Annotated in this window: 17 protein-coding genes; 8 read left to right on the top strand and 9 right to left on the bottom strand. The window is 62.0% G+C overall.

Translation table 11 applies throughout. The features are described 5' to 3' along the window. Positions 1 to 16: 16 nt before the first annotated feature. The 6 genes from gyrA to dnaA all read right to left on the bottom strand — a co-directional run bounded on the left by gyrA (position 17) and on the right by dnaA (position 10,608). Positions 17 to 2,779 (bottom strand): DNA gyrase subunit A, encoded by a 2,763-nt coding sequence (gyrA, locus tag OGI63_RS14010; protein ID WP_004219027.1) that lies wholly within the window; start codon positions 2,777 to 2,779, stop codon positions 17 to 19. Positions 2,780 to 2,847: 68 nt separating this feature from the next. Beyond that, positions 2,848 to 4,905 (bottom strand): DNA topoisomerase (ATP-hydrolyzing) subunit B, encoded by a 2,058-nt coding sequence (gyrB, locus tag OGI63_RS14005; RefSeq protein WP_371308663.1) that lies wholly within the window; start codon positions 4,903 to 4,905, stop codon positions 2,848 to 2,850. A gap of 250 nt (positions 4,906 to 5,155) precedes the next feature. Beyond that, positions 5,156 to 5,659 (bottom strand): DciA family protein, encoded by a 504-nt coding sequence (locus OGI63_RS14000; protein WP_004219021.1) that lies wholly within the window; start codon positions 5,657 to 5,659, stop codon positions 5,156 to 5,158. Then, on the bottom strand, positions 5,656 to 7,083 hold the full coding sequence (gene recF / locus OGI63_RS13995; RefSeq protein WP_004219019.1) for a DNA replication/repair protein RecF: 1,428 nt from the start codon (positions 7,081 to 7,083) through the stop codon (positions 5,656 to 5,658). Before recF ends, OGI63_RS14000 begins: the two co-directional genes overlap by 4 nt. A gap of 45 nt (positions 7,084 to 7,128) precedes the next feature. Then, positions 7,129 to 8,253, bottom strand: a complete 1,125-nt coding sequence (gene dnaN, locus OGI63_RS13990) for a DNA polymerase III subunit beta (RefSeq protein ID WP_004219018.1) — start codon at positions 8,251 to 8,253, stop codon at positions 7,129 to 7,131. Positions 8,254 to 8,856: 603 nt separating this feature from the next. Continuing rightward, positions 8,857 to 10,608 carry a chromosomal replication initiator protein DnaA gene (gene dnaA / locus OGI63_RS13985; protein ID WP_004219016.1) on the bottom strand — a complete coding sequence of 584 codons (1,752 nt, stop codon included), beginning with the start codon at positions 10,606 to 10,608 and terminating at the stop codon, positions 8,857 to 8,859. A gap of 347 nt (positions 10,609 to 10,955) precedes the next feature. On the opposite strand from dnaA, the gene rpmH reads away from it, so the two are divergent. The 8 genes from rpmH (at position 10,956) to OGI63_RS13945 (ending at position 17,644) form a co-directional block, all read left to right on the top strand. Continuing rightward, positions 10,956 to 11,090: a 50S ribosomal protein L34 gene (gene rpmH, locus OGI63_RS13980; RefSeq protein WP_004219015.1), complete on the top strand. Its 135-nt coding sequence runs from the start codon at positions 10,956 to 10,958 to the stop codon at positions 11,088 to 11,090. A gap of 12 nt (positions 11,091 to 11,102) precedes the next feature. After that, a complete protein-coding gene (rnpA, locus tag OGI63_RS13975; protein WP_004268877.1) occupies positions 11,103 to 11,459 on the top strand; it encodes a ribonuclease P protein component in 357 nt (118 codons plus the stop codon). 20 nt (positions 11,460 to 11,479) lie between these two features. Beyond that, positions 11,480 to 11,773, top strand: coding sequence for a membrane protein insertion efficiency factor YidD (yidD, locus tag OGI63_RS13970; protein ID WP_004219011.1), 294 nt, complete (start codon positions 11,480 to 11,482; stop codon positions 11,771 to 11,773). Further along, a complete protein-coding gene (gene yidC / locus OGI63_RS13965; protein WP_004219010.1) occupies positions 11,774 to 12,784 on the top strand; it encodes a membrane protein insertase YidC in 1,011 nt (336 codons plus the stop codon). Positions 12,785 to 12,906: 122 nt separating this feature from the next. Then, complete coding sequence (locus OGI63_RS13960) at positions 12,907 to 13,449, top strand: protein jag (protein ID WP_004219008.1); 543 nt, start codon at positions 12,907 to 12,909, stop codon at positions 13,447 to 13,449. 455 nt (positions 13,450 to 13,904) lie between these two features. Further along, on the top strand, positions 13,905 to 14,648 hold the full coding sequence (gene rsmG, locus OGI63_RS13955) for a 16S rRNA (guanine(527)-N(7))-methyltransferase RsmG (protein ID WP_012754432.1): 744 nt from the start codon (positions 13,905 to 13,907) through the stop codon (positions 14,646 to 14,648). Positions 14,649 to 15,281: 633 nt separating this feature from the next. Continuing rightward, on the top strand, positions 15,282 to 16,256 hold the full coding sequence (locus OGI63_RS13950) for a ParA family protein (protein ID WP_004219005.1): 975 nt from the start codon (positions 15,282 to 15,284) through the stop codon (positions 16,254 to 16,256). Then, the gene (locus OGI63_RS13945) at positions 16,256 to 17,644 is read left to right on the top strand and encodes a ParB/RepB/Spo0J family partition protein (RefSeq protein ID WP_004219001.1); all 1,389 of its coding nucleotides are present in this window, start codon (positions 16,256 to 16,258) and stop codon (positions 17,642 to 17,644) included. Before OGI63_RS13950 ends, OGI63_RS13945 begins: the two co-directional genes overlap by 1 nt. A gap of 109 nt (positions 17,645 to 17,753) precedes the next feature. On the opposite strand, the gene trxB is transcribed toward OGI63_RS13945, so the two are convergent. From trxB to OGI63_RS13930, 3 genes are all read right to left on the bottom strand, one after another. Continuing rightward, positions 17,754 to 18,716: a thioredoxin-disulfide reductase gene (gene trxB / locus OGI63_RS13940; protein WP_004218999.1), complete on the bottom strand. Its 963-nt coding sequence runs from the start codon at positions 18,714 to 18,716 to the stop codon at positions 17,754 to 17,756. A 240-nt stretch (positions 18,717 to 18,956) separates the two neighbouring features. After that, positions 18,957 to 22,979: a murein biosynthesis integral membrane protein MurJ gene (locus OGI63_RS13935; protein ID WP_004218997.1), complete on the bottom strand. Its 4,023-nt coding sequence runs from the start codon at positions 22,977 to 22,979 to the stop codon at positions 18,957 to 18,959. Then, positions 22,976 to 25,225 carry a DUF6049 family protein gene (locus OGI63_RS13930; RefSeq protein ID WP_004218996.1) on the bottom strand — a complete coding sequence of 750 codons (2,250 nt, stop codon included), beginning with the start codon at positions 25,223 to 25,225 and terminating at the stop codon, positions 22,976 to 22,978. Before OGI63_RS13930 ends, OGI63_RS13935 begins: the two co-directional genes overlap by 4 nt. Between the last annotated feature and the right edge of the window lie 2 nt (positions 25,226 to 25,227).

Below are 25,227 nucleotides of genomic sequence, written 5' to 3'. Positions count from 1 at the left end.
AGATCCCGTGCGACGCTCACTCTTCTCGGCTCTCTTCCTTGGTCTTGTCGATGGCCGCGGATTCCTCTTCGATCATCGGCATGCCGTTTTCGGACTTCACCTCGAACACCGGCTCGCCCTGTGCGGGTTGTGTTGCGGTGGCCTCGGCCGAGGATTCGGTGACGACGGTGTCGCCGTCCGCCTCATCTTCGGTCTCGGCATTGCGTGCAATCGAGATGATCTCGTCGCCGGCATCCGGCTTCGCGAGCGTGACGCCCTGCGTGGTGCGGCCGGTGAGTTTGACCTCGCTCACATTCGAGCGGATCACCTTGCCGGATTTCATGATTGCCATGATCTGGTCTTCCTCGCTCACGACGACCGCGCCGACGAGCGTGCCGCGTTCGTCGGTGAGCTGCACGGCCTTGACGCCGAAGCCGTTGCGGCCCTGCAGGCGGTATTCGCTGATCGCGGTGCGCTTGGCGAAGCCCTGGTTCGTGACGACGAGCAGGTCCTTGTCGGTCTCGCCCCAGATCACATCCATCGCAAGCAGTTCGTCGCCCGCGCGGAACTTCATGCCCTGCACGCCGGCGGTCTGGCGGCCCATCGGTCGCAGCTGCTCGTCGTCAGCGCGGAACTTCAGGCTCATGCCGAGCTTCGACACGAGAATGATGTCGTCGGTCGCATTGCACAACGCGGCGCCGATGAGCTCGTCGGCGGTCTCGCCGGATTCGTCCTGCATCAGCCGCACGGCGATCAGACCGCCCTGACGCGGCGAATCGTATTCGGAAAGGCGCGTCTTCTTCACCTTGCCCGAGCGCGTGGCGAGCACAAGGTAATCGGCCACCTCGTAGTCCGGGATCGACAGCACGGTCTGGATCGACTCGTCGGGCGTGAACTGCAGCAGATTCGCCACATGCTGCCCCTTGGAGTCACGGGAGCCTTCGGGAAGCTCGTAGGCCTTGCAACGGTAGACGCGGCCCTTGTTCGTGAAGAACAGCAGCCAGTTGTGCGTGCTGGTGAGGAAGAAGTGGTCCACCACGTCGTCGTCGCGCAGCTTGGCGCCCTTGATGCCCTTGCCGCCGCGGTGCTGGGCGCGGTATTCGTCGGCCTTCGTGCGCTTGATGAAGCCGGCGTGGGTCACCGTGACCACCACGTTCTCCTCGGCAATGAGGTCTTCCACGTTCATTTCGCCGGAGAATGGCAGGATCTTCGTGCGGCGGTCGTCGCCGTAGCGGGCCACGATCTCGTCGAGTTCGTCGCCGACGATCTTGCGCTGGCGTTCGGGCTTGGCGAGAATGTCGGCATAGTCAGCGATCCGGCGCATGAGCTCATCGTGCTCGTCGAGGATCTTCTGGCGTTCGAGTGCGGCGAGGCGGCGCAGCTGCATGGCGAGGATTGCGTCGGCCTGCACATCGTCCACGCCCAGCAGATCCATGAGCCCGGTGCGGGCAATCTCCACGGTCTGCGAGGAGCGGATGAGGTGGATCACCTCGTCGATCATGTCGAGGGCCTTGAGATAGCCCTGCAGAATGTGATCGCGTTCCTCGGCCTCTCGCTTGAGGTATGCGGTGCGGCGGGCGATCACGTCGAGCTGGTGGGAGACCCAGTGGCGAATGAATGCGTCGAGGCTCAGCGTGCGCGGCACGCCGTCGACGAGCGCGAGCATGTTCGCACCGAAGGTCTGCTGGAGCTGGGAGTGCTTGTACAGGTTGTTGAGCACCACCTTCGGCACGGCGTCGCGCTTGAGTACGAGCACGAGGCGCTGGCCGGTGCGGCCCGAGGTCTCGTCGCGCATGTCGGCGATGCCGGTGATCTTGCCGTCGCGCACGGCCTCGCGAATCGAGGCGACGAGGCGGTCCGGGTTCACCTGGTACGGCAGCTCGGTGACGACCAGGCACATACGGCCCTTGATCTCCTCGGTGTTGACCACCGCACGCATCGTGATGAGGCCACGGCCGGTGCGGTAAGCCTGTTCGATGCCCTTGTGGCCGAGAATCGTCGCGCCTGTAGGGAAGTCCGGGCCCTTGATGCGTTCGATCAGGGCGTCGAGCAGCTCCTCGCGGCTGGCCTCGGGGTGGTCGAGCGCCCAATGCACGCCATCTGCCACCTCGCGCATGTTGTGCGGAGGGATATTCGTGGCCATGCCCACGGCGATGCCCGAGGAGCCGTTGACGAGCAGATTCGGGAAGCGGGCGGGCAGCACGGTGGGCTCCTGCGTCTTGCCGTCGTAGTTCGGCACGAAGTCCACGGTATCTTTATCGATGTCGCGCACCATTTCCATGGCGAGCGGCGCCATACGGCATTCGGTGTAACGCATGGCGGCCGCCGGGTCGTCGCCCGGGGAGCCGAAGTTGCCCTGGCCGTCGACGAGCAGGTAGCGCATCGACCACGACTGGGCCATACGCACCAAGGTGTCGTAGATGGCGGAGTCGCCGTGCGGGTGGTACTTGCCCATCACGTCGCCCACGACGCGCGAGCACTTGTTGTAGCCGCGGTCCGGGCGGTAGCCGCCGTCGTACATCGCATAGACCACACGGCGGTGCACCGGCTTCATGCCATCGCGGACGTCGGGCAATGCTCGCTCCACAATGACGGAGAGGGCGTAGGAGAGGTACGACTGCCGCATCTCGTCCTGCAAATCGATCGGCTGCACGCGCTGGCCCACCATGAGGCCGTAGTCGGTGTTGTCGGCCTCCTGCGGGCTGAGCGGCTCCAGGGAGCCGTCCGGCAGATGCTGTTCGTCGCCGGAGTCGTTGACAGGGCCGTTGTCGAGGCCGTTGTTGGTTGGTTCGTCTGCCACTTGAAATCCTTTACCTTGCTGTTGCTACGTCTACACACGCCACGGCCCGTCGCCGTGGGCGGCCCATATCAGGCGTCGATCCAGCGGGCGTTGTGTGCGTTGCGCTGGATGAACAGACGGCGGGGCTCCACCTCGTCGCCCATGAGCATGGAGAACGTTTCGTCGGCCTGCAGGGCATCTTCGATATGCACCTGCTTCAGAATGCGGTGGTCCGGATCCATGGTGGTCTCCCACAGCTCCTGGTAGCTCATCTCGCCCAGACCCTTGTAGCGCTGAATGCCCTCGCCCTTCGGCAGCTGGCGTCCGTTCGCCTTGCCTTCGGCAAGCACGCGGTCGCGTTCGGCGTCCGTGTACACGAAGTCGTGCGGGCCCTTCGTCCACTTGAGACGGTAGAGCGGCGGCATGGCCACATACACGTAGCCGGCCGTGATCATGGGGCGCATGTAGCGGAAGAACAGCGTGAGGTTGAGCGTGGCGATATGGGCGCCGTCGACGTCTGCATCGGCCATGATGATCACCTTGTGGTACCGCACCTTGTCGAGGTCGAAGTCCTCGCCGTATCCGCCGCCGATCGCCGTGATCAGCGACTCGATCGTGTCGGACTTCAGCATGCGGTCGAGGCTGGCGCGCTCGGTGTTGAGAATCTTGCCTCGCAGCGGCAGAATCGCCTGCGTCAGCGGGTTGCGACCCTGAATGGCCGAGCCGCCTGCCGAGTCGCCCTCGACAATGAACAGCTCGCACTCGCTCGGGTCGTTCGACTGGCAGTCCTTGAGCTTGTCGGGCATGCCGGCGGACTCGAAGATCGACTTGCGGCGGGTGTTCTCGCGTGCCTTCTTCGCGGCCAAGCGGGCGCGCGATGCCTCGAGCGCCTTCTGGATGATGTTCTTCGCCTCGTTCGGATGGGCGTCGAGCCAGTCGCCGAGTTTCTCGTTCATCACGCGCTGTACGAAGGTCTTCGCCTCGGAGTTGCCGAGCTTCGTCTTCGTCTGGCCTTCGAACTGCGGGTTCGTCAGCTTCACCGAGATCACCGCGGTCAGGCCTTCACGCACATCGTCACCGGAGAGATTGTCGTCTTTGTCTTTGAGGATGTTCTTGTCGCGGGCATACCGGTTGATCATGCTCGTGAGCGCCGCGCGGAAGCCCTCCTCATGGGTGCCGCCCTCGGTGGTGGCGATCGTGTTCGCGAAGGTGTGCACGGATTCCGAATATGCCGACGTCCACTGCATGGCGATCTCCGCGGAAACACCTATGGTGAGGTCCTCGGACTCGATGTCGATCACATCCGGCTCGATCGGCGCGGAACCACGCGACTTCACCAGGAACGCCACGTAGTCCTTGATGCCGTTCTTGTATTGGTACGTGACGGTCTGGTGCAGCTCCTCCACCGTGTTGTCGCCGTCGCCGGCCACTTCGTCGCGCGCCTCGTCGACCTGGCGCATGTCGGTGAGCGTGATCTTGAGTCCCTTGTTCAGGAACGCCATCTGCTGGAATCTGCTGCGCAGGGTCTCGAAATCGTAGATTGTCGTCTCGAAGATCTTCGGGTCTGCCCAGAACGTGACCGACGTGCCGGTGGACTCGTCGTCGCGCATCGCACGTCCGCGCTCGAGCGGGCCGGTGGGATGCTGGTCGATGTACGTCTGCGTCCAGTAGTAGCCCTGTCGGCGCACTTCGACGTCCACGCGCGTGGAGAGCGCGTTCACCACCGAGATGCCCACGCCGTGCAGACCGCCGGACACCGCATAACCGCCGCCGCCGAACTTGCCGCCGGCGTGCAGCTTCGTCATGACGGTCTCGACGCCGGACTTGCCTTCGCCGGGCACTTCGTCGACCGGAATGCCCCGGCCGTCGTCGACCACGCGAATGCCGTTGTCGGGCAGGATCGTCACCTCGATGTGCGTGGCATACCCGGCCAGCGCCTCGTCAACCGAGTTGTCGACGATCTCATAGACCAGGTGGTGCAGGCCTCGCGGACCGGTGGAACCGATGTACATGCCAGGGCGAATGCGCACGGCCTCAAGCCCTTCGAGCACGCGCAGGTCGCTCGCGTCGTAATGCTCGGGAGACAGGGTGTCGTCCAACTGTTCGTCGTTCTGGTCCGTGCCGTTGGCTTCAAGGTTCTGATCGATCGGATCGTTGCTCGCCGACTCAAGCGACTCCGCTGCGGAATCGGTTGGTTGATCTGCCACAGAGATTCCTTTCTGTGAATGCGCTACGAAGGGTTCTCACACAGGCGATATGCCCTGTAACACGAATAAAACGCCCTTGTGGGCGTTCAACTACACTACTAAGGATTCTACTCGCATGGGGGGACTCGTGTTCTTAGCGCGCTTGTAGCGGATTTCCTGGTTTTTCGCCGCACAAGCGGTCCGAGTTGGATCACTGTGGACGGTAGTGCATGTTCTGCCGCACATATTGCTTGCGACGCGTGGCGGGCCCATGCGCCTGCGGGCCTGTGACGCGAATGTCGCGGATGTCGAGGCCATTGAGGCGCTCGAGCACCTTCTCGCGCAGCTCGGGCAGCATGAACGTGAGCTGCGTGGTCCACGACGGCGACTTCGCGTGGATGGTGAGCACACCGTTGTCGATGGCGCCCACCCAGGTGTTGCGTGCGATCACATCGCCCACGATCGACGCCCAATCGTGACGCAATTGGGCCAGTTTCATATGGGGCACCCAGCCGGCCCGTTTGGCGATCCCCGCGAACAACGAGCCGAACGCCACCTCGTCGCGCCCCGGTTTGCCGAAGTTCTCGAGCGCCTCCTCGCGCTTCACGCGCCGTTCCGCAATGAGTCCGGCGCGTGCCGAGACATGTTCGAACTCCTCGGCCGGCAATGCCCTCTCATCGAGCTTCAACGTCACTGCTATGGGTGGCTCGCTCATGCGTGTGCACTTTCATGTTTCGTCAGACCAATTTCACGCTCACCCGAAACCTGTTCTGCCGATTGGTCTGCAGATTGTTCGACCTTATGTTTGCCATCACTGCCTGCATGCATGCCAGCGGTTCGCCGGGAGGCTTGCACGGCGGCCAGCTGACCGGCGAAGGGGTCGTCGGCCGGCAGTGGCTCCGGCATGAAAGCGGTGCCTTCGCCGCCACTCCCCTGCAGCTTCAATGCCGCCACATCGATCACATGGGCATGGGCGTCGCCAGGCAGTTCCGGCACGTCGCCGGCCGCCGCAACGGTGATGATCACCTGGTCCTGCCTCAACGCGAATTCCATGATTTTCGCACGACGTGACGGGTCCAGCTGCGCGAACACATCGTCGAGCACCACGATGGGCCGTTCCCCCGCCTTGCGTTCCAGAAGACGGTAGAGGGCCATTTTCAAGGCCAGCGCCAGCGTCCAGCTTTCTCCGTTCGACGAGTATTCGCGTGCCGGCATGCCGTTGAGCTCAATCGAGACGTCGTCACGCTGGGGTCCGATCAGATTCACCCCACGCGCCACCTCCCCCGTGTAGATGCGCTGGAAATGCTCGCTGATCGCCGCCTTCACCCGCTCGGGACCGCCTTGCTCCCCTGCCTCGGCCCCTTGGGTGAGGTATAGCTCGTCGAACGACGGCTCATACACGAGCGTCGCCGTTTGATCGACATCACTTAATTCCTGTACGATTGTTCCGAAATATTCGTTGAGCATGCCGATGACTGCCATGCGCTGTCGGGTGAGTTCCAGACCGGTTTCAATGAACTGTGCGGTCCACACCTCCAAGCCGTTCATGCGCATCTGGCGCGCCTCCTCGGACACCGAGACGCCCTCCTGCGCACCGATTTGCTTGAGTAGCGCCGCGCGTTGCTTGGCGATATGCGTGAAGCGTTGCAACAGGTCGGTATAGCCGCGAACCAGCACGCTGGCGGCCTGATCGATGAACGAACGGCGCACGGCAGGGTCGCCCCACACCAGACGCTGGTCGTCGGGAGTGAATGCGACGAGGGGCACGCGCCCCACAATGTCTCGCATATACAGGCTCGGACCGCCGTCCACGCGGGCACGGTTGGCTCCCCGCACCCGAATCGTCAGCTCGAAGGTGGTCGTCCGGTCATCTATTGTCTCGGTGTTGTTTTCGAAATCTTCCGATAGTTCTTCTATATTCGCGCGAATGGCGGCTGCGGGGAACCCTTGCTCGACGAGTGGCTGAGACGTTGAGGCGCGATGGCTGGAGCCGGTGGACAGCACCTCGAGCGCCTCGACGATGTTCGTTTTGCCGAGTCCATTCGGGCCTTCCAGAATGTTGACACCCGGTTTGAAATCCAGCACGCAATTCGTCCAGGAACGGAAGTGGTCAAGCGCCAGCCGAGATACGGTGATCATGCCACTTCCTTCCTGAACTTGAAATCAATGCTGCATCACTGCGAATCAGACGTTGAAACGCATCGGCACGAGCAGGTATCGATAGCTCATCGACTCCTCGCCATCCTCATCCTGCTGCCCGTTGAATTCCACCGGCTTCACGGCGGTCGTCATCTTCATGCGAATATACGGTTCGGAGATCACGCTCAGTCCTTCGCGCAGATAGGACGGGTTGAATGCCACCGTGATGTCTTCGCCATCGAGGTCGATCTGCAGCGTCTCCTTCGCCGAGGCCTCATCGGCGCCGCCGGCCGTGAGTGTGAGCTGTTGGTCGGTGAACACCATGCGGATCGGGGCGTTGCGTTCGGCCACCAGCGAGACGCGCTTGGCAGCGCCGAGCAGATCTTCCTTGCGAATAACCGCTTGAATCGGGTAGGAATCGGCATACAACCGGTCGACGGCGGGGAATTCGCCATCGATGAGCTGCACGGTGGAAATACGCCCGGCGTTCGCGATGCCGATCAGCTTCGGATTAGCGGGGTCGAGGTAGATGACCACGTTCGCACGCTCGTCAACGGAACGGGCGATCTTCACCAAGTGGGAACCGCGCACGAGCGCCGCAGTGTCAAGATCGGCCTCGTCGGGGGTCCAGCGGAAGCTGGCACGGCCCAGACGGAAGCGGTCCGTGGAACTCAGCGTCACCTCTTCGCCGGCGAAGCGCATGTGCACGCCGGTCAGCACCGGGCGGTTCTCGTCATGGGCCACGGCGACAGCGGCCTGGGTGACGGTCTGCGTGAAGGTTTCGGCGTCCACCTGGCCAATCTGCGGAGGCAGCTGCGGCAGATCCGGGTACTCGCTCTCCGGCATGAGCTGCAGCGTGAACGTGGCCGGGCCGGAGGTGATGGTCATTGTCGTCTCGTTGGCCGAAAGATAGGTTTTCTCGGCAGGCAGCACCTTGCTGATGTCCGCGAGCAGCTTGCCGAGCACCACGACGGTGCCGGATTCGTCAACACCCGCTTCGATGTGGTCGCGCGCGGAGATTTCGTAGGTGAATGCGGAAAGCTGCATCGTGCCATCTGCCGCCTCAAGTTTGACACCGGCGAGAATCGGATTGGCAGGGCGTGCGTCGATCACACTCGTCGTCCAAGCTACCGCGTCTGCGAACGAAGCGGTGTTGACTTCTACTTTCATGGCTCTCCTTGCTGGATAAAGGCTCGGTGTGCATGGCGCTCGTGTTCCACGAGCTATGCTCAATGCTTTTCATTCTAGCGACGTTCACGTCGAAGGGAATCTGCGTGTGCAATCCACCGCCGGATGTTGATGACGACGAGTTTTATAAGAAACGTAAGCTAGTAGTAATCATAAGTCCGGTGGATATTGTGGATAACTGTGGAAAGTGCAGTAAACACGGGCGTTATCCACATGTGTGCGCTGTGGATAACCATGGGACAACATGTGGATAACTTCGCGGTTTATCCACCGCCGTCGCAAGCCCGGAAAGTTATCCACAATCGCTCAGCCCTTTTCCACAGCGGGCTGCGGCGTTTCACACATGCTTTCCACAGGCTTCGCCCACAAATGTGGATAACTATGTGAATAACCTGTTTTCACTCCTCACCAAGCCGTGTGCGTTGATTTTCCGCCCTTTTCACATACAAAGGTTCATTGTGCCGCGCCGCCGGGACTCGTGCCGCCGCCATGCGCACAGCAAAAAACGTGGCCGGTTTCCCGACCACGTTCCGTGCTGCTATACTCACGCGTCCCCAGCCATGCGGGCCAGACCGCCCGGACGCGTCAGTCGTTGAGGTGCTGCTTGAGCTCCACCGTGAGCTCGTTCACATAGTTGTAGATCTCCTGTTTCTCCTGCATCTTGTCGGCGATATGCTTGCACGCATGCATGACGGTGGTGTGGTCGCGGCCGCCGAAGATCTGCCCGATGTTCATGAGGCTCATGCTCGTCATGTCGCGCGTCAGGTACATGGCAATCTGCCGTGCGAGCGTGACGCTGCGCGGGCGGCCCGGCCCCACGATGTCGTCGAAGGTGAGATGGAAGTATTTGGCGACGCGCGCGATGATGTCGGTGGGCTTCACCTCCACGTCGGTGGTGAAGAAATCCTGCAGTGTGCGTTCGGTGAGCGCACGCGTGACGGGCTGGTGGTTGAGAGAGGCCATCGCGATGACCCTCTTGAGTGCGCCCTCGAGTTCTCGCACGTTGTTGGCGAAGCGTTCGGCGATGAGATTGAGCACGTCGTTCGGCACGCGAATGTGGTTCTGCTCGGCGAGCATGCGCAGAATCGCGATGCGCGTCTCCAGATTCGGCGGCTTGACGTCCACGGTGATGCCCTGCTCGAAGCGGGAGATGAGGCGGTCCTCGAAATCCTCCAGATTGTGCGGCGGCACGTCGGAGGCGATGACGATGCGCTTGTTCGCCTGGTAGAGGCTGTTGAACGTGTGGAAGAACTGCTCGAGAATGCCGCGTTTGCCGCCGAGGAACTGGATGTCGTCGATGAGCAGCACATCCACTTCGCGGTACTTGCGGTAGAACTTCTCCATGGCCGGGTCTTCGTTGTCCTGGCCGGAGGTGCGGATCGACTCGATGAAGTCGTTCGTGAACTCCTCGCTCGTCACATAGAGCACGCGCGGGCGGGGCTTCTGGTTCTGCACGGCGTAGTTGCCTATGGCGTGCAGTAGATGGGTCTTGCCCAAGCCAGACCCGCCGTAGATACACAACGGGTTGTAGTCGCGGCCCGAGCCCTCCGCCACTGCCAGCGCCACCGTGCGGGCGAATCGGTTGGAATCGCCTTGGATGAAGGTGTCGAAGGTGTCGTTGCTGTTGAGATGAGTCACCGGATCGCGGTAGTTGCCTGTGACCCCCGGCGTGAACGAACCCTGCATCTCGCTTTGCGGCGGGTATTGTGGCGCGGTGGTGCCGGCCACGCTTGGCCCGAAGCCGGCGACCGGGTCGATGTCTTCGAAGGTCTGCACAATCGCCTCGTCGTAATGCGAGGTCACGGGTTGCTGCGCCGGCTCGTGCTCCGGCTCGCGGTGGGATTCCGCGGTCTGCTCGTCGGGTCGTGCCATGTGCACAGCGGAATCCTCGCGTTCCTGCGCCGCCGCTGGGCGAGAGTCGCCGGTCTGCTCCGCGGAATGCCGAGGGGTGCGGGAATCTTCGTCCGGTTGCACTGACTCCTTGGCGGCACCTTGCGCATCAGCGGCACGCGAACCGGAATCCTCCGGCGACGCCGTGGTCTGCGGCTCAGGCTGTGCGGGCGGCATCACCTTGAAGGCGGGGAACATGGGGGAGCCCCCGTTCGCGATCTCCAGCGCGCCTATGATCGGCTCGTTGAGTTCGGTCTGCAATACCTGCAATGTCTGCGCGTTCTCCACATCGAGAATGATCGTGGTGCCGACCACCGCCTCGGCAGTGACCCCGGCGAGCCAGCCCTGTTCGCGCGCGGTGAGTCTGGAGTTCTGCTTGATCAACGCAAGCGTGTCGGACCAAATGGTCTGCGCCTGCGTGGCGGGGTCGAGATTCTCTGCGTTCATCGAGCACTTCACCCATTCTTGGAGTCAGATATAGATAACATACTATTCTTACTCCATCGAGCAGAAGTTATCCACAGGCTTGCGTGTTGAAAACACTGGGTTTTTGCTCCCGCAACAGGTTCCGATGTGGATAGGTTGCGCGAATTGTCCCCATATTTCAACGGGTTTGTGGGTAATGCGGCGAATCTGCCCACAGCGCACGGTGTACATTTTCGCGAGCCTATGCACCACGGCAATTGTGGAAATGTGCATGAATCACGCCCACGGGTAGGGGTGCTTGTAAATTGGTAGAGCTTGACTCATGAGGAGCCGTGCACGAGCATGGCCTAAATTAACCGGGAGTTTGTATGAAGAGGACATTCCAGCCGAATAACCGCCGCCGTCACATGAAGAGCGGCTTCCGCGTTCGCATGCGCACCCGCGCAGGCCGCGCGCTGATCAACCGCCGTCGCGCCAAGGGCCGCAAGTCCCTCTCCGCCTGATTCGCACGCGAAGTGGAGCGGCTGAAAAACCATCGCGAATTTGTCGCCGTACTCAAACGCCGCCGTCGGGTCAGTGACGCGGATATTGTGCTGCATTACGTGGTGCGCACGCCGTCGACCCCGACCGGTGCGGCACCGGCGAGGCGTTTGGGTTTGGCCGTCTCCAAATCGGTGGGGAACGCGGTGGTTCGCAATACGGTGAAACGTCGATTCCGAGTATTGGCGCATCGCTATGAGCATGAGCTTCCCGCAGACTGCGATATTGTGCTGCGTGCGAAGCCGGGGGCGGCGCATGCCTCCTTCCAGTCTCTTGAAGCGCAGATTCAGGCGCTGTTTCGCGCAGTGATGCGCAAATCGGAGCAATCGTGACAGGGTATGCAGGGCGAGTGATGATTCGTTGCATCCGTTGGTATCAACGGCGGATTTCGGCGAATACACCGCCCTCTTGCCATTATTACCCCAGCTGTTCCAACTATGCCCTTGAGGCGATCGAACGGTTCGGCGCCATTCGCGGTGGCATGCTCGCCGCATTGAGACTATTGCGCTGCAGGCCCTGGAAGCGTTGCGATATTGACGATGTTCCCCAACGTTTCTCGCTGTTCTACAGATGTTCGTGGTCGAAGGCACATGAGGAGCCGAGACTTACCCCGCTGCCATCACACGGGAAGGAGCAGGCAGCCTAAATGAATTCCGAAAACTTTCTTCTTGACGCTGGCATCTGGGGATTCGTCTACAAGATCCTCACGCCAATAGAATGGCTCATGACGTGGGTGATGTGGGTCTTCCACAAGCTGTTCACGTTCATTGGCATGCCTGAGCACGGCATCTCATGGGCACTGGCGATCATCTTCCTGGTGATCGTGGTGCAGGCCTGCGTGTTCCCGCTCTACTACAAGAGCATGAAGGGCATGCGCGCCATGCAGGCGATGCAGCCCAAGATGATGAAGATCCAGAACAAGTACAAGGGCAAGAACGACCCGGCTTCGAAGGAAGCCATGCAGCGCGAGATGATGAAGCTGTATAAGGACAACAACGCGAACCCGGCCGGTTCCTGCCTGCCGATGCTGTTGCAGGGCCCGGTGTTCATGTGCATGTTCTACGTGCTCTCCGCCATCCCGTACATCGCACGCGGCAAGCGCAGTCCGCTCGGCGCCTTCGACGTCGCCACCGCGGAGTCGTTCTCGCAATCCACGTATTTCGGTGTGAAGATCACCGATTCGTTCACCACCGCCACCACGACCGGCAAGGTCGTGATCGGCATCTTCGTCGCGTTGATGTGCGCCTGCCTGTGGTACATGCAGTTCTATTCGATGCGCCGCAACACGGCGCCGGCCTCCGTGAACCGCCAGAGCCAGATGATGCAGAAGGCCATGCTGTGGGTCTTCCCGATCATGTACATCTTCTCCGGCGTGGCCATGCCTTTCGCCGTGCTCATCTACTGGCTCGCGAACAACATCTGCAACCTGCTGCGCACCATGTGGCAGGTGCACGAATTTCCCACGCCGGGCAGCCCAGCCGCCGAGGCGAAGGAGATTCGCGACCACGACAATGAGAACAAGAAGCGTGAGAAGGAAGGCCGGCCGTCCCTCGAGGAGGAGGAGCTCATCAAGGCCAAGCAGGAAGCCGAATCCCGCGTGACCCAAGGGTTCCAGCGCGAACAGCCGAAGCGCAAGAACCGCGGCAGGAAGAAGTGACCGGTCGCCTGGACCGGTGAGCTATATCGGCAAGGCGGTCGGCGACATACTCGGTGTCGTCGGCCGCACCCACCTGCAAGACCAACGATATAATCGAGTCAGTATGAGTAAGGAGTGCCAACATGGTGCAGACTGACGACAAGACGCTTGACCAGCTCAACGAGGAGGCGGACATCGCCGCGGATTACCTCGAGGGGCTGCTCGACATCGCGGATTACGAGGGCGACATCGAGATGGGCGTGCGCAACGGCCGCCCGATGGTCCAGATTGTGGCCGACGACGACACCGACATCAAGCATCTGATCGGCAAGAACGGCGAGGTGGTCGATGCGCTGCAGCAGCTCACCCGCCTTGCTGTGCAGCAGGCGACCGGCGAACGTTCGCACCTGATCGTGGACGTCGACGGCTTCCTCAAGCGCAAGCGGCAGACCCTGCGCGACATGGCCCTGGATGCCGTGGACGAGGTGCGCGAAACCGGCGAGCCCGTCGATCTCAAGCCAATGAACTCGTTCGAACGCAAGATCATCCACGATGTCGTGCGTGACGAGGGCCTGCGTTCCCGCTCGCATGGCGAGGAGCCGCACCGCTATGTCACGGTGTATCTGAAGCGTGCCGAGGCCGACGGTGAGGCAGTCGAGGAAGACGAGTTCCTCGTCGACGACTGAGCCGCCTGTTCGTCTCGATGAAACCGGCGTCGCACTCCAGTGGTGTGGCGTCGGTTTTGCATACAGGCCACATGAGTGGCAGTGCGGTGCGGTGGGGCCGGAGTGTGCAAGTAGTGGAGCAACGTCGAGGGCTACCGGCAGTGCGGTGCGCGATGGGGCCGGCCGGGAAGGATTCGTCACTGTCGCAAGCTCCCTTACGTTCCTCATCTTTCCCGGCCGGCCCCATCGCGCACCGCGGTGATTCGCCGGTACCTGCTGCCAAATGGGAAAAATAATTCGCGGCGCATATATTCTTCCCGTGAACCATGGGCTGCATCAGAAGAAAATCTGAAATTCAATATTTTCTTCCCGCGAGAGGTCTGTAGATTGGAAGAAAATCTGCGGTTCCATATTTTCTTCCCATAACCGGCTGATCGGCACGCCTTGGGGTTTGGCAGGGTGGTTAGGATGGGGGTATGAGTGAGATGATGAGCGACGAGCAGATTGAGCAGTCCGGGATTCTCGAGACCATATTCGGCGACGCATTGCCGAAGGTGCGGGCGTTCTACGAGAAACTGAAATCCGAGGGGGAGCCGCGCGGACTGATCGGCCCGCGTGACGTCGACATTCTGTGGGAGCGCCATCTGCTCAATTCCGCCGCCGTGGTGCCGTTCATTCGCCAGGCCACGAGCGGCAAGCAATTCCGTTCGGTCGCCGATATTGGCAGCGGTGGCGGATTCCCCGGTCTGGTCGCGGCCGCCATGCTGCCCGACCACACGTTCACGCTGATCGAGCCGATGGAACGCCGGTGCGAGTGGCTCTCCGAATGTGTGGAGACGATGGGTCTGGAGAATGTGCAGATTGTTCGCGCGCGCTCCGAGGAGGCGATCGCCGCACTCGAGCAGGCACGCGGGAAATCCTCGGGACGCGGCCATGCCAAGAACACGGTGACTCCCGAGGTGGCGCAGGCGATACGGCATCCGTTCACCGTGGTGACCTGCCGGGCGGTCGCGCCGATGACGAAGCTGACCGGATGGACATTGCCGCTCGTGGCGCCGCATGGCGAGCTCATTGCGCTGAAGGGACGCTTCGCCGGTGCCGAAATCGAGAAGGCGCGCAAAGTGATTGCGCAGTACGGTGGGCGCCACGCGCGAGTCAAGGAAGCTGAGGTGGCTCCGGGCCTTGAGCCCACGCATGTGCTGATCGTCGACAAGCAGTAGCGGCCATGTCTGCGGCGGTCTGGCGACTACGGAACAGATTCGTCACTGTCGCAAGCTCCCTTACGTTCCTCATCTGTTCCGTAGCCGCCACCTCGATCCCGGCCGCGCAGATGACTCAAATGCTCATGACCGCCCTATGGGGGAGTGATTGTATAGGTATAGCGCGGAGTTGGTGGGGTGGGCGCGAGGCTCCGGCGAGGCTTCGTCGCTGGATTGCAAGCGCCCTTTACGTTCCTCGACCTCGCCGGAGCCTCGCGCCCACCCCACCAACTCCATCGTTGACGACCATCTACCGGACCCATTGGATGCACCAAGGTTCATAGAGATTTCGAGCGGCTCAACCACTACATGTAGTGGCGGGGCATTCTGGTTATCCACAGAGTTGTCCACAATGTGCACATCGGCGTGTTCTTGAGTTGTGGAAATCTGCAAAACCATTGAAAAATAGCCGATTTCTGAGATTGGTATGGGGGTGGGTTATCCACCGGTTATCCACAATCATCCACAGGAGATGTGGATAACTTCGCGCTGGGTCGAATGCGGAAACGACACGTTTCACATGAAACAAAACACGGCATGTTTGTCCGTATGCACGAAGAAACTGGATACATTGCGATATGAGGAGGAATCTTCGTGACACACCAAGGGAGCAGCCCTGAGTTCGAAAGCGCCGAAGACACCATTGCGCGAATCTTTTCCGACCATGAGAATTCCGGTGTCGGCTCGGAAATCGCGGATGCATCGACGCGCCTGCATGCATTGGAACGACTGAAGTTCAAGCAGCCCGCGCAGACGCGGCGCATCGCCGTCGCCAATCAGAAGGGCGGCGTGGGCAAGACGAGCACGACGGTGAATCTGGCGGCAGCGCTCGCGTTGGCCGGCATGAACGTGCTCGTGATCGACATGGATCCGCAAGGCAATGCATCCACCGCGCTCGGCGCCAAGCACAATTCGGGCGACCCTTCGGTCTACGACGTCATCGAGGGGCGCGCGGGCATCGCCGACGTCATGCAGACCTGCCCTGAATTCCCCACGTTGCAGGTGGTCCCGGCATCCATCGACCTCTCCGGCGCGGAACTGGAGATCTCGGATCTGCCGAACCGAAACGATCTGCTCGACGAGGCGCTCGACAAGTTCCTCGACGAATCCGAGATCCACTACGACTACGTGTTCGTCGACTGCGCGCCGAGCCTGGGGCTGCTCGTGATCAACGCGATGTGCGCGGTGAACGAGATGCTCATTCCGATCCAGGCCGAATACTATGCGCTGGAGGGTCTTGGGCAGCTCATCAACACGATCGGCCTCGTGCAGACCCATTTCAACCCGTTGCTGCTCGTCTCCACGATGTTGGTGACGATGTTCGACAAGCGCACGCTGCTCAGCCGCGAGGTGTACCAGGAAGTGAAAACGCACTACCCGAGCATTGTGCTCGACACGACGATTCCGCGAACCGTGAAGATTTCCGAGGCGCCGAGCTTCGGTGAGACGGTGATCACGTACGATCCGCGCGGACTCGGTGCCATCTCGTACCGCGAGGCCGCCTACGAGATCAATGAACGCTCTCAGATTGTGCTGGAAACCATTGCGTCGAGGAGGAACGAGAACTGATGGCATCGAAATCACGGTTGGGCAGGGGACTCGGCGCACTGTTCCCCACGCTTCCCGACGAGCAGGAGTTCCAGCACGAAGCGCAGGCCGCGAAGCCTGAACCGACGAAGCCGGAACCCGCGAAGAAGACGACAGCGCGCAAGGCGGCTAAAAAGGCACCCAGCAAGCCCTCCAAGGCTGCAACGGAGCCAAAGAAGGCCCCATATGACCCCGAGGCCTATGCGGACGTCGACGGGCCGATTTCGCCGCTAAGCTCGACGATCCCCTCAATGGGCGCGATGACGATTCATGCGGAGACGGTGAACAAGCTGTCCGCGCCGATGACACTGCAGCCACAGGCGGCGGAGCACCATGCGGCCCAGCAGCCCGACCGCCCGTCGAGCCCGGTGAAAACGCATGGCAAGCGCGCGACGATGCCTGCGATCTCATCCATGACCCACCACCCGAGCGACATGTTCTTCGACGGCACCCCGCTGGCGGACACGGCGAAGCCTAAGGAAGAGGAGAGCGAGGCGCCTGAGCTCAAGCCGGTCGCCGGGGGCTATCTGGTGGAGCTCAATCCGAATCAGATCGGACCGAATCTGTACCAGCCGCGCACCACGTTCAACGAGGAGGAACTGCAGGAGCTCGCCGACTCGATCAAGGAAGTGGGCGTGCTGCAGCCGATTGTCGTGCGCAAACGCCCGCAGGAGCAGATTGACGAGGCGAAGCGCAGGCAATCCGAGGAGCATGCCGCAGACCGTTTCGCCGGGCGCATGGACAGCGAATACGAGCTCATCATGGGCGAGCGGCGCTGGCGTGCGTCGCAGTTGGCGGGACTCACCGAGATTCCGGTCATTGTGAAGACGACGTCCGACGAGTATATGCTGCGTGACGCACTGCTCGAGAATCTGCACAGGGTCGCGCTGAATCCGCTCGAAGAGGCTGCCGCATACCAGCAGATGATCGACGAGTTCGGGCTGACACAGAAGCAGCTCGCACAGTCCGTCTCGAAATCGCGCCCGCAGATTGCGAACACACTCCGCCTTATGAATCTGCCGGCAAGCGTGCAGAAGAAGGTCGCGGCGGGGCAGCTGTCGAGCGGCCATGCGCGCGCCCTGCTCGGTCTCGACACCGATGAGGAGATGGAGCAGCTCGCCCAGCGCATCATAGACGAGGGTCTCTCAGTGCGCAGTGTCGAGGAGATCGTCTCGATGAGCGCGAACAAGGAGACGCGCAAGCCGAAGACGAACCGCAACAACCCGTGGGCCGGTTCTCCGATTCAGCAGCACCTTTCGGAACGGTTCGCCACCAAGGTCTCGATCAAGGGCTCCGAACAGCATGGCCGCATTGAGATTGTGTTCTCATCTCCCGAGGAGATGCAGCGCATCATCGATCTGCTTGGGTAACCCGGCGGGCCGTGGGAATCTGGTCGTTCTCACATATCCAATTGTCGGAACGACCAGATTCCCACTCCAGAGTTGTCTTTTCAACTTTGCGGCAAGTTAAGCCAGCATTTTAGATGCCCTCGGGAATGTCTTCCAGGTAGCTTTGGACGTCAAGGGCGGCGCGGCAGCCCGATCCGGCGGCGACAATGGCCTGCTGGTAGATGGCGTCCGCGCAGTCTCCGGCCGCGAATACGCCCGGAACGCTCGTGCGGGTGGCGCCGGTGGAGGTTTCGTCGATCCGGATATAGCCATGGTCGTCGAGATCGAGCTGGCCTCCGAGGAAACCGGTCTGTGGCACATGGCCAATCGCCACGAACACGCCGTTCGCCTCGATCTTCGAGGTCTCGTTGGTCGCCGTGTTGCGCAGATCGAGCGACGTGACTCCCTTGCCGTCGCCGTTGATGCGTTCGACGACGGTGTTCATGAGCAGGTTGATCTTCGGATTCTCGCGTGTGCGCTCGACCATGATCTGGGAGGCGCGGAACTCGTCGCGACGGTGGATCAGCGTGACCGACGAGCCGAAGCGTGCGAGGAAGTTCGCCTCCTCCATCGCGGAGTCGCCGCCGCCCACCACGACAATCGGCTTGCCGCGGAAGAAGAAGCCGTCGCACGTCGCACAATACGAGACTCCCTTGCCGGAATATTCGAGTTCGCCAGGCACGTTGAGATGCCGGTAATTCGATCCGGTGGCCACAATGACCGTGCGCGTCTGGAGATCCTGGCCGCCGCTCAAATGCACGGATTTGAGTTCGCCCTGCAGATCCGCCGATTCCACGTCGTCGAACACGATCTCGGCGCCGAAGCGTTCGGCCTGCCGCTGCATGCTTTCCATGAGGTCGGGGCCCATCACGCCGTCGGGGAAGCCGGGGTAGTTCTCGACCTCCGTGGTGTTGATGAGCTGGCCGCCCGGGGTGAGCGCCCCTGCGACGACGACGGGCTTGAGACCTGCACGGGCCAGATAGATCGCGGCCGTATAGCCGGCGGGGCCCGATCCGACAATGATGACGTTATGTACTGTTGCTGTGCTGTTCATGACTCCCACAATAGGCGCGGGTTTTGGATTATTCCTCCCGCGTTATGCCTTACGGGATGTCGTTGTGGCTTACGGGATGTCAGATTTCGTCCATTCCCGCATATTCTCATGCACATATGGCTGTTTTCCACAGTTGCGATTTCGCCCTTGACATCCCGTAACGATTGAAAGATGCCGGCGGGGGTGTGGCAAAAACCACACCCCCGCGAAATTGTTTCCCTGAGGCCGCAAGACCGCGTGCTAGAACGCCTGCATCGAGTTGATGTACAGCTGGTTGCCGGGCAGTGAATCGATGGGCACCCACATCACGATGTCTTGCGTGTTCACCGATTTGTCGAGCTTGACCTCGGTGGTGCCGCCTTCGGCGAACGTGAACTCGGCCACCTGCTCGCCGGCGTTCGGGTCGCCGTTCGTGTTCACGCGAATGTAGCCCTTGCCGCCAGAGGACTGGATCTTGATGACGATCTTGGAGACGTCCTCCTTCTTGTCGAGGTGAATGTAATAGCCGTAGCCCTGCTGGCCACCTGGGCGGTCGAGGAAGCGCTGCGAGGCGACCGGGTAGGCCGTGGTGTTCTCGGGCTTCTTCGTCTCCGTGGGTGTCGGGGTGGGCTTGACCTCTTCGGACGGCTCCTTCGACTTGTTCTGCACATCTTCGCCGGAGCGGGTGCCGAACGGCACCTTCTCGATGTCGGCGTCGCTCGGCCAGTAATTGGTGTTCTGCTTGCCGAAGCCGAACAGCGTGCCGCCAGTTGCCAGACTGTGGATCGCCACACCCAGCACGGCGACGAGAGCCACGATCACGACGATGACGGCCGCCGTGGCACCCTTGCTGCGCTTCTTCTCCTCGCCGGTGGTGGTGAAGGCGCGCGGCGGATTGGTGTTCGCGCCCGGATTGCTCTGCGGTGCGAAGCTCGGCGGCAGCGCCGGCGTGCCGGCTGCATACGCGGCGTCGATTGCCTTCCGCTCCTCCTCGAGTGCACGCTGCGATTCGGTGCCGTTCGGCACTTCGTTACCTTGGTCGTCGATGAGCGGGATGCGCCCCGTGGTGGTGACGCCGCGCGTTGCATCCATAGACCCGTCACGCACGCCGGAGACATCCACCGGCACGGTCATGCGCGAGGGTTGCATAGGCGGTTCGTTCTGCGCGTTCGGGTCGAAGGCCGAGAACATCTCGGTGGCGTCGGCCGGCGAGATCTCCGGGATGGCGCTTGCCGCGTCCTCTCCGCCCTCCATGTAGGCCTTGCTCTTGTTCCAGAGCGCCTTGAACGAGTTCGCCGGCATGGATTCCGTCTTCTCGCCGGGGGTCTCGTCTTCGTCATCCACTTCCACGGCGGCGAATTCGGGGCCTGCAGTGGAGGCGAACGTGAGCGAGGGAAGCGTCTGCGAGGAGATCAGGGAATCCGGCAGTTCGAGCAGATCGCTGGGCAGAATCGGGCGCACCGGCGCATAGACCACGGAGCAGGCGCCCTCCGCGTTCGGGATGCGCAGATCGTGCCGGGTGAGCATGTGCAGTGGCTTGTATGGGCCGAGCAGTGCTTCGAGCTCATTGAGCGTGAGCAGCGGAATCGTCGGCGTGGTGCCGTCCTGCAGTTCGAGACCACGCTTGCAGATCACGAACAGTTCCATTGGCACATCTGCAGGCAGATCGTTGAGATTGAACTTCGGCGGGAAGGTGGACGGCCGGCGCGTGAGCATGCCGTAGAGCACACTGGCGAGCTGACGCACGGCGAGACGCTCGTCGTTGTCGGCGGGCGAGGCTCCCGAGGTGTCGGCCAGCGCGGTGCTGATCGACGCGTCGGCGAGCTGGATGCCGCCCACGGTGATGCGCACGGTGTCGGTGGAGACCGCGTGATGCGTGAGATGATCGCGCTGCAGCGAGGCGAGCGCCTTGCCGGTCTCGCCGATCACGGTGCGCATGGCCTCGTAGCTGAGCGGGGAGGAATCGGGACGCTGCAGGTATTCGGTGAGCGAGACACCCGCGTCGAGTTGCGTGAGCACGACGGCGACCGGCCCGTCGTGGAGCAGCTGCAGCACCGGGGTGAACCGTGGATCCTTGGTGGCGGCGAGCGTGCCGGCGACGGCGTTCGTGTTCTTGAGCACGGCCTTGTTGTTCACAATGAAGAGCTGGCAGTCGCGCGAGAGCACGCGGTCGTTCGCCTTCCAGGCCTGCAGTCCCGGCTCCTCGCGAAGTGGTGATACCAATGTGTACCGGTTGAGAACGGTGTCTCCTAAGTGCGGCCTCATATGCTCCCCATCTGTGCTTTGCGCTCTCCTATAAGCTGATTCGATTCTACTGTTGCCACTGGTCGGCCGCGATAATCCCTCAGACTGATTATCTTGCAGCGCAACGGGGTTTTCGGCCAACTCGATTGGCTCGACCACGCCAAGCTGTTCGATCTGACCATAGGGTTCGGCAGGCAGGTCGGTGGACATGCTCGGCGGGAAGCTCGGCGGCATGCTCGGGGGGATGCTGGGAGAGAAACTGGGCGGGAAGCTCGGCGGCATCTCCACAGGTCGTGCCGTGCTTGCAGATATTCTGCGGCCGACTGCCGGCGCGGTGCCGGCGGATTCCCCGGCAGCCGTGGACGGCTCGGATTGCGGGGCCGCGCTCTTGCGCCCGAAGCGTGTCTTGAGCGTGGCGATGATGCCCATGAGCTCCGCGCACCTCAACACCCAGAGCACGGCGACATAGATGACGAGCAGCACCACGGCGAGCACACCAGTGGCCAGCACGGTGAGAATCCAGCCGGTGACGCCGAGTCTGGGTTTGAGCACCTGCGCGAGTGAGTAGACGGGGTTGCGCAGTGCCATACCGATGATGATTGTGACCGCGGCGGCGAGCAACGCCTTGCCGTACGTGACGGCGATGCGGCGGCCGTCGAGCTGTCCGTTGAAACGCTTGCGAAGCATCACGACGAGCGGAGTGAACGACAGCACGTACGCCAGCGACATGCACAGGCCCACCATCGTCGCCCAATCCGTGGCAGGGAACACCCTGGTGCCGATGAAAATGAGCACGAGCTGCAGCGCATACATGAGCGCCATGAACATGAACGGCGAGCGACCGTCTTCGAACGCATAGAATGTGCGCTGGATGAGCAGGTAGGCACTCGCCAGCGGCAGGCAGATGCTCATGCCCACGAGCGGACCGCAGATGAGCAACGCCTGCGAGACACCCACCGTGGGCAGCAGCGAACGCGTGATGGCCAGCGGCATCACAATGAATGCCGACGAGAAGAAGCACATGATGACGCCGACGGTGCGAAGCGCGCTCGACAGGTCTGTGCGGGCGCCGTCGAGGTCCTTGGTGGCGATGGCCTGGGAAATCTGCGGGAACAATGCAGTGGCCACGGAGGTGGCGATGAGCGAGTAAGGGAGTATGTAGAGCGTGTAGGCGTTCTGGTAGGTGGCGTTGCCGGCCACGTCGAACTGGTTCATATGCAGGGTGCGTTCGGCGATCGACGGCGCGCTGGTGAGAATGCGTGTGGTGATCACATTGACCACCTGGTCAATGCCCACGATGCCCAGGCTCCAGCCGGCCACCGGGCCCATGGACCGCAAGCCAATGCCACGCACGCCGAAGCGCAGGTGGAAGTGGAAGCCAAGCCGTTTGAGCGGAATCAGCAGCACCAGGCCTTGGAATGCCACGCCAAGCGTCCAGGTGCCGGCGGTGAGCGCAAGGGTGGCGGGAGTCCAGAACCCGATCGGCTGCTGCGCCGCATTGCCGAACATCGCAATGAACACGCCGAAGCCGAGGCAGCTAATCACATTCGCCCCCACGGAACTCCACGCGTAGGCGCCGAATCGGTTCTTCACGGCGAGAATCTGCCCGAGGAGCATATGCAGGCCATAGAAGAAAATCTGCGGGGTGCACCACAGCATGAATGCCATCGACAATCCCACGAGATCCGGGCTGCCGTTCACGTAGATGCGGGTGAGCACGGGGGTGAGCGCGGCGATGATCACGGTGGCGCCGAGCAGCAGCGTCAGCGCGAAGGTGACGATCTTGTCGAGCGTCTCCTGGGCGTTGTCGCTGTTGAGCGTACGCGTGATGTGCGGCACCAGCACGGCATTGAAGACGCCGCCGGAGACGAGCGTGAAGATCACCTGCGGAATCATCGAGCCGGCTTGGTAGGCATTGGCTGCCATACCGGTGGTGCCTATGGCGGCCGCCAGCAGAATCGTGCGAATCTGGCCGGTGATGCGGCTCGCGGCCGTGCCCGAGGCCATGATGAGCGAATTGCGTCCTATGGAAGAGCTCATTCGTCGGGGTCCTTCTTGCGATGGAATTGGCGCCACAGACCTACAATGCCCAGCAGCACCGCGATGATGATGAACACGATGCCGCTTTTGTCGCTGATCTGCAGCGACGAGGTGATCGTGGTGGTGTGGATGCCGCTGAGCGGCACGCCTTCATGATTCACGAGCTCCTGATTGGCCACCGTGGTGCCCGCGGTGGAGACGCGAATCTCCAGCGTGGCCTGCGCTTCGCTGCCCGGCGGTACATTCACGTCGACAAAACGGGAGGTGACGATCTCCATTGAATCGGTACGCGACGAGATGCGCAATGAGATCGGGTAGGGTAGGCTGTTCGTCACGGTCACCGGCAGCGAGGCAGATTCGGAGACGACGTTCACATTGGTGGGGGTAGTCAGTCCGATGCCTTGGCGCAGATAGTCGACCATGGCCTGTGTGGCGGCCGTGAGCGCGCTGGAACGTGCGGTGTTCGCATTGAGCGACAGCAGCGCGAGCTCGTCGTGGGCCTGCAGCCAGCGGTTGCTCCATTGCAGGGCGCCCAGCGCATCACCGGAAGTGTCTGACGTGGCATTGTCGCTGGCATCGTCGGCATCGTTGGCATCACCGTCGCCGGGCTTGGTGTTGTTGGCATCGCCCGTCTGTGCCGCGGGCCCGCCCGGCATGCTGCCATCGGCGAGCAGCACGGAGGTGTTGAAGTGCTGGAGGTCACGGCGTGTGTGCGCCAGTGTGGTCAAGGTCGTGTCGAGCGTTGTTGTGTCATACGCAGCCGGGTCGACGGTGGTGGTGTCGGCCACGGTTGCCGCATCATCGCCGCTCATGTACGGCTCGCTGGCACGGAGCGTCTCCAGATCGGTGAGATCGAGCCAACTCGCCTCCTGCAGCGCCCCCATGAAGGCGGCGATGTTCGCGGCAGAGGAATCCGGGCCGAAACTCACCAGCAGGCAACGGTTCTGGTACGGCTGTTCCATTTGGTAGAAGGCGCTCTGCGCGATGAACCTCTGCAGCCGGCCGGCGGTGTTCGTCTCCGCCTGTGCCTCCTGCGACGTGGCTTGGCCCGCCGCCAGCTGCGAGAGCATGGGATGCGTGGCCATCACCGTGACGTCGCCGTGGGCGGTGGGCACGCGATAGACGCCGGTGTGCGCGGCGGTGTCATCCTGATCATCGAAGTCATGGGTGGCAATCACCGTGTCATACCCTTGCATGCGTGCCGTATCGAGAGCCTCGGTGTTCCAGGCACCCACACCCTGCATCGCATAGACGGGGCGTTCGGCAGCGCCGTCGTTGAGCACGGTGCGCAGCGTCTGCACCGAGCTGGAGGCGGCCCAGCTCGACAACGGGACGCCCGCATTCTCATATCCGTTCGCATTGTCGGCATAGCTGTAGCGGGTGATGTCGAAATCGGCGGGTTGCATGAGCGCCTGCATGTGAGGGGCCTGCAGTGTGGCGAGCACCTGCGGATCCGCGAGCGCCTGCACATGGGGGAAGCGCTGCGTGAGCTGATCCTTGGTGCGCAGCGCCTCGGCGCTCTTGCCGTCCAAGGTCGCGATGGCGGAGGCATGCGTCTTCGCCGAGCGATCCGCCCGCAGCGCCTTGAGTGTGGTCTCGTCGAGCGACCAGTCGCCGGCTGTGAGCGGCATCAGCATCGTCATATGGAGCTGCGGTGTGCGCTCGCCTTGCAAGCCGTCCTGCGAGCGCGTGACGAAACTGTGCAGCGTGCTCGTCTGCGCGCCGTCATCGCTGCGGTAGTCGAGTGCGAGCGGGCGCGGACCCCACGAATTGAACTGTTTGAGAATCTCCTCGCTCGCAGGCAGCGAACTGTTCACGGTCACCGATTTGTGTGCGGCGATGCGCGGCACATGCAGGGTGACAAGCAGGTCGGGCAGCGGAATCTGCCCTCGGCCTTCGGCCCATTCCTGCAGGTCGGTGCGGGAGATGAAATTGTAGGTGAAGTTCGTGAGTGCGTCTATGGAGCCGTGGTCCACATCCGCGTCGGTGTTGTTCGTGACGGTCAGATTCAGTTTGTAGCCGGAGGATGGCGTGATCACCGGCGTCATCGAGTTGACCGTGATCGAGACGCCGGGTTTGGCGGCTTGGTCGGTATTCGTCGTGGCGTCGGGCTCCTCGGCATGTGCCGGGCGCACTGCGAAGCCGGTGCACAATGCCAGTATGAGCGTGAACAGCACCGTGAGCAGCGCAGTGCCCTTGCACCGCTGTCGTGCCGTGTGGCGCAGGTCGGTGCGGTGTGGATTCACGT

The organism is Bifidobacterium sp. KRGSERBCFTRI, assembly GCF_025908335.1.
The sequence above is the reverse complement of the archived record's forward strand: the minus strand, read 5'-3'. Positions and strand labels throughout refer to the sequence as shown.